4 protein-coding genes are annotated in these 4,653 nt (G+C 68.4%); all 4 read left to right on the top strand.

The window, feature by feature from the left end; all coding sequences use genetic code 11:
• Positions 1–268: 268 nt before the first annotated feature.
• The 4 genes from FJY88_12080 (at position 269) to FJY88_12065 (ending at position 4,433) form a co-directional block, all read left to right on the top strand.
• Positions 269–2,173, top strand: coding sequence for a DDE-type integrase/transposase/recombinase (locus FJY88_12080; GenBank protein ID MBM3288072.1), 1,905 nt, complete (start codon positions 269–271; stop codon positions 2,171–2,173).
• Entirely contained in the window at positions 2,139–2,645 is a 507-nt protein-coding gene (locus FJY88_12075; protein ID MBM3288071.1) for a hypothetical protein, read from the top strand. The genes FJY88_12080 and FJY88_12075 overlap by 35 nt, the downstream gene beginning before the upstream one ends.
• A 67-nt stretch (positions 2,646–2,712) precedes the next feature.
• On the top strand, positions 2,713–3,126 hold the full coding sequence (locus FJY88_12070; protein MBM3288070.1) for a hypothetical protein: 414 nt from the start codon (positions 2,713–2,715) through the stop codon (positions 3,124–3,126).
• A 236-nt stretch (positions 3,127–3,362) separates the two neighbouring features.
• Complete coding sequence (locus FJY88_12065; protein ID MBM3288069.1) at positions 3,363–4,433, top strand: transposase family protein; 1,071 nt, start codon at positions 3,363–3,365, stop codon at positions 4,431–4,433.
• Positions 4,434–4,653 lie beyond the last annotated feature (220 nt).

Genomic DNA, 4,653 nt, shown 5'->3' with positions numbered 1-4,653 from the left:
TGGGTCGAGTTCGCCTCCTGTGGCTTTGCCTCCGGGCCCTTGCCGGAAGCTGGCTGACCCCCGATGGTGGGCTGACTCGCCGTGGTCGCATCGCCCGCCTCGCTCGGCACGTCGTTCGTCGGGGTGGGCTGGCTCACCGCCGCCGGATCGTCGGCCTTGACCGGCTGTTTATCCCCCTCCGCGAAAGCCTTGCCCGAAGATGACAAGAAAGAAGTAGAGGAATCAGCCTCCTCCCCAAGGCGGTGTGAACCGCCAGACAGGAGGAGTTATGGAAGGCAGGGTCGACGATCGGAGCGCGCTGGGGGGTGAGCGAGGCCGTAGGCCGAGCGAACCCCCCAGCACGGCGGTTCCCCAGAGCGATGCTCTACCGGGGGTACCGCATGAGATGGGGCCAACGCAAGCGGTTCCGGAGACATCTTCGCCTCCGGGGACCTACCCTCCGGGTGGGTCCGAAGGCATCGGAGAGCCCTCTCGGACCCCAGCTGCGAACCATCCGACGGGTAGCGAGGGGAAGGTCGACGAAGGGGGCGTGCTGGGGGGTGAGCGAGGCCGTAGGCCGAGCGAGCCCCCCAGCACGCCTGCTCGGGAGAGCGATGCCCTACCGGGGGTACGGCATGAGATGGGGTCAACGCAGACGGTTCCGGAGACATCTTCGCCTCTTGAGACCTACCCTCCGAGTGGGTCAGAAGGCATCGCAGAAGCCTCCTTGGGCCCACCTGGAGACCTTCCGGCGGATGTCGAGCCAGGCGATGTGCCGCCAGGCTCGGACGAAGATGAGAGCGATCCGGACGCCGGCGTCGGGGCGAAGCGGCCGCGGCTATGTAGTCCGCGCGGAGGCGCAGGTCGCAAGGGCCGGCGTCTGGTGAAGCCGGAGGACGAGGAGGACAGGCACTTCTTGCCCGAGGAGCGCCTCATGCTTCTGGACCTCTGGCGCAGGAGCGCCCTGCCGGCCGGCGACTTCGCTCCGCTGGTCGGGGTCTCGACGTTCACGCTGTACCGCTGGCGCAAGAAGTTCGACGAGCAGGGGCCTGCAGGGCTCATGGATCAACCCCGGGGCACGGCGAAGGGGTCCCGGATCCCCGAGGTCACCAAGCGCGCGATCCTGATGCTCAAGGAGTCCAATCCCGACTGGGGCTGCCAGCGGATCAGCGACATGCTCCTGCGGGGGCCGGCCCTGCCGGCGAGCCCGGGCGCTGTGGTGCGCGTGCTGAAGGAGGCGGGATACGTCTTCGAGGAGGTCTCTACCCATCCCCATCCCGACAAGCCCCGCGAGTTCGAGCGCGCCCGGCCGAACCAGCTCTGGCAGACCGACATCTTCACGTTCGTCCTGAAGCGCCAGAACCGCCGCGTCTACCTCGTCATCTTCCTGGACGACCACAGCCGCTTCATCGTGAGCTACGGGCTCTGGGCGACCCAGTCCACGGCCCTGGTGCTCGAGGCCTTGCGGGCCGGCGTCGCGTCGTACGGCCCGCCCCAGGAGATCCTGACGGACAACGGCAGCCAGTACGTGACGTGGCGGGGCAAGAGCGCCTTCACGAAGGCGTGCGAGAAGCTCGGGATCAAGCAGATCGTGGCGACGCCGCGGCACCCCCAGACCCTGGGCAAGGCCGAGCGCTTCTGGGGGAGCCTCTGGCGCGAGTGCGTGGAGTCGGCGATCTTCATCGACCTCGCGGACGCCGCCATGCGCATCGGCTTCTACATCGACTACTACAACTTCCAGCGCCCTCATCAGGGCATCGGCGGCCTGGTTCCCGCGGACCGCTACTTCGAGGCGGCGCCCGAGGTGCTCCGCACCCTCAAGGCACGCGTCGCGACGAACGCGGCCGAGATCGCTCGCCACGGCGCCCCGAAGGAGCCGTTCTACCTGACCGGCCAGGTCGGTGGGACGCCGTTCAGCGTCCACGCCGAAGGCGAGCGCGTCATCCTGACGCGCGGGGACGGCAAGCGCCACGAAGTCGATCTCGTGCGCCCGCACGCGGAGCCCGCGCGCGAGTCCACGCCTGCGCCCCTCTGCCCGCAGGGCCAGGTGACGTCGTCGCTGGCGGGCGATGGCAACGAGGAGCCGGCAGCGCCGGGTGTGTCGGCGCTCGACGGGGCATTCGAGGGCGAGGAGGAGTCGGAGGACGAGGAGGCGGACGATGATGAACCAGACGACGACGCCGTCGACGAGTAGGCCCGCGAGGCCCAAGGGCCGGACGAAGCCCGCGCCCTCCGGGAGCGTTCCGGCCCGGCGTACGGCGGCGGTGATCCTGGAGGTGCTGGCCGGTGTACGGAGCCCGCGCGAGGCCGCGCGGGCGATCTCGGTGTCGGCGAACCGGTACTACCAGCTCGAGGAGCGAGCGCTCGACGCGATGGTCGCGGCGTGCGAGCCGAGGCCGCGCGGACGGGCGAACTCGCCGGCGAAGGAGGTCGATCGACTGAAGAGACAGGTCAAGAAGCTCCAAGGCGATGTGCTGAGGCACCAGGCGTTGGCGCGGGCGGCGCAACGGACGGTCGGACTGGTCGCGCCGGCGAAGGCCGAGGCGAAGCCGGCCGGCACGAAGCGCCGCCGCCGCAAGCCGGTGGTCCGTGCCCTGAAGCTCGCGGGTCGGTTACAATCCGCCGCGAGCTCCGAGCCTGCCCCGGCAGCGGCGGGGGAAGCGTAGGAGTCGTCACGCGGGGGCTTCGCCAGGGGGCAGCGACCTCCTGGCGAAGCCCCGGAGGAGGCGCGCGATGGCACGGCCACCCATGGGGGCGAGGTTGGTCGAAGGGTTGCAGGGGTCGGAGCATGCGAAGACTCGGCTGCGGATCATCCTGGAGACGATCGCGGGCGAGCGTCAGATCGCCTCGGCGTCTGCGGAGCTGGGCATGAACGAGGCGGCGTTTCACAAGCTCCGGGCGCGGACCCTCCAGGATGCCGTGGCGAGCCTGGAGCCGCGCCCGGTGGGTCGTCCTCGAGCGATCCTCACGCCCGAGGAGATCGAGATCGCTCGACTCCGGGCCAAGAACGACGAGCTCCAGAGGAATCTTGAGGCGGCTCGTCTGCGCGAGGAGATCGCGGTGACGATGCCGTACGTGGGACGTAAGCGGGGCCGTTCGGCGGGAAAAAAAACGACATCATCGAAGCGCCGGGGGAAGTGGAGGTAGTGTCCGTGTCGGTCAGACCCGGTGATGGAAGGATCGTCCAACCCGAGGCGATTCGCGTGGCGACGGAGATCCCGGACCCAGCGCTGGTCGCGAGGGAGCACGAGCACGTGGAACGTCTCCGCGCCTCCTTCCAGGCCTTCCCACAGGAAGGTCCCGGCGGTCGAGCCCCTGTATGGCCGAGCACTCGGCCTCGCGGCCCCGCGTCCCAGAAAGACCGGAGAGCGGCGGAGTGGGCCGTGAAGATGGCTGCGGTCAACTGCTCGCGACACTTCGGCGAGGCCGGCCTCACGTGGCAGGAGCGAGCCCTGGGGCTCGGGGTACCCGACCGTACGCTGCGCGAGTGGGATTCGCTGTCGCGGCGAAAGCCGCTGACCTTTGACCTCCGGGGCCGGCCGACGACCCGCTCGCCCCTCCTGATCCGCCGGCTAGCCCTGGACATCCTCCGGGACCTGGGCCCGCACATCGGGCTACGCTCGCTTCGTCCCCTCGTGCCGTTGATGGGGTGCCGCGAGCTGGAGGACCTCCTCAGGCGGTGGAAGGGCGTCTACGCCTTCATGAAGCGTCGAGGGATGACGCGCTTGATCTGGACAGTGCCCGGGACGGTCTGGGCCCTGGATCATACCGAGCCGCCCGAGCCCATCGATGGGATCTACCCCTACATCCTCTCGGTCCGGGATCTCGCGAGCGGCTGCGCTCTCGCCTGGGAGCCGGTCCTGGACATGACGGCGAGGACCACGAATCAGGTCCTTCTCTCCCTCTTCCGTGGCCACACCCCACCGCTGGCGATCAAGGCCGACTGCGGCCCCTGGGGCAAGGCGGCGGTTACGGACGTCTTCCTCGCGGACTGGGGGGTCACGAAATTCCTTTCCCCTCCCCACTACCCGCCGTACAATGGCGCTGCCGAAGCGGGAATCGGATCGGGGAAGACGCGAACGGGCGAGCACGCTCGCCGACGTTCGAACTCGGAGGAGTGGACGTGCGAGGACTGCTACGCCGCTCTTCAGGAAGCCAACACGGTGAACCGGCCTCGGAGGCTCGGGGGCCTCACACCGCAAGACGTCTGGGACGCGCGGCCCCCCATCACCCAAGCCGATCGGCTCTCCTTTCTCCAGACCCTCGCGACCTCTTGGAGGGAGATCCGGGATGGGCATCTCGAAGGGATCGAGGGCGAGCTCGGCGCTCGCGCTCTTGCAACACTCGAACGAAAGGCAATCATCCGCGCGCTCGTCGCGTGCGGGCTACTGGAGTACCGGAGGAGGCGCGTTTCTCTACTAATTCTGCGTCTTTTTCTGGCAAAGGATGCGTAGGCGGCACAGTGTGCTGACCGAGACGCAGTGGGGAGGGCCGCTGAACAAGCGGGGATTCTTCTGCGAGGAGACAGAGACGGTAGGAAAGTACATCGGTGTGGATTGGCGGGAGTACCAGGGTACGTATGATCGCATACCGCGCTCCGGCTTTGCCATGGTTTTGAGCAGGCATAGCGACAATAGCGTGCCTGACCGGAGCCGGGTCGATGACTTTGCGCTT

The organism is Candidatus Eisenbacteria bacterium (assembly GCA_016867495.1).
GTDB lineage: Bacteria > Eisenbacteria > RBG-16-71-46 > CAIMUX01 > VGJL01 > VGJL01.
Note: the sequence above shows the minus strand (reverse complement) of the source record. Positions and strands in the feature narration are given on the sequence as shown.

Bases quoted from the DNA above. Each gene is read 5' to 3' on its own strand.
- FJY88_12080 (MBM3288072.1), top strand. From the start codon at position 269: ATGGAAGGCAGGGTCGACGATCGGAGCGCGCTGGGGGGTGAGCGAGGC.
- FJY88_12075 (MBM3288071.1), top strand. From the start codon at position 2,139: ATGATGAACCAGACGACGACGCCGTCGACGAGTAGGCCCGCGAGGCCC.
- FJY88_12070 (MBM3288070.1), top strand. From the start codon at position 2,713: ATGGCACGGCCACCCATGGGGGCGAGGTTGGTCGAAGGGTTGCAGGGG.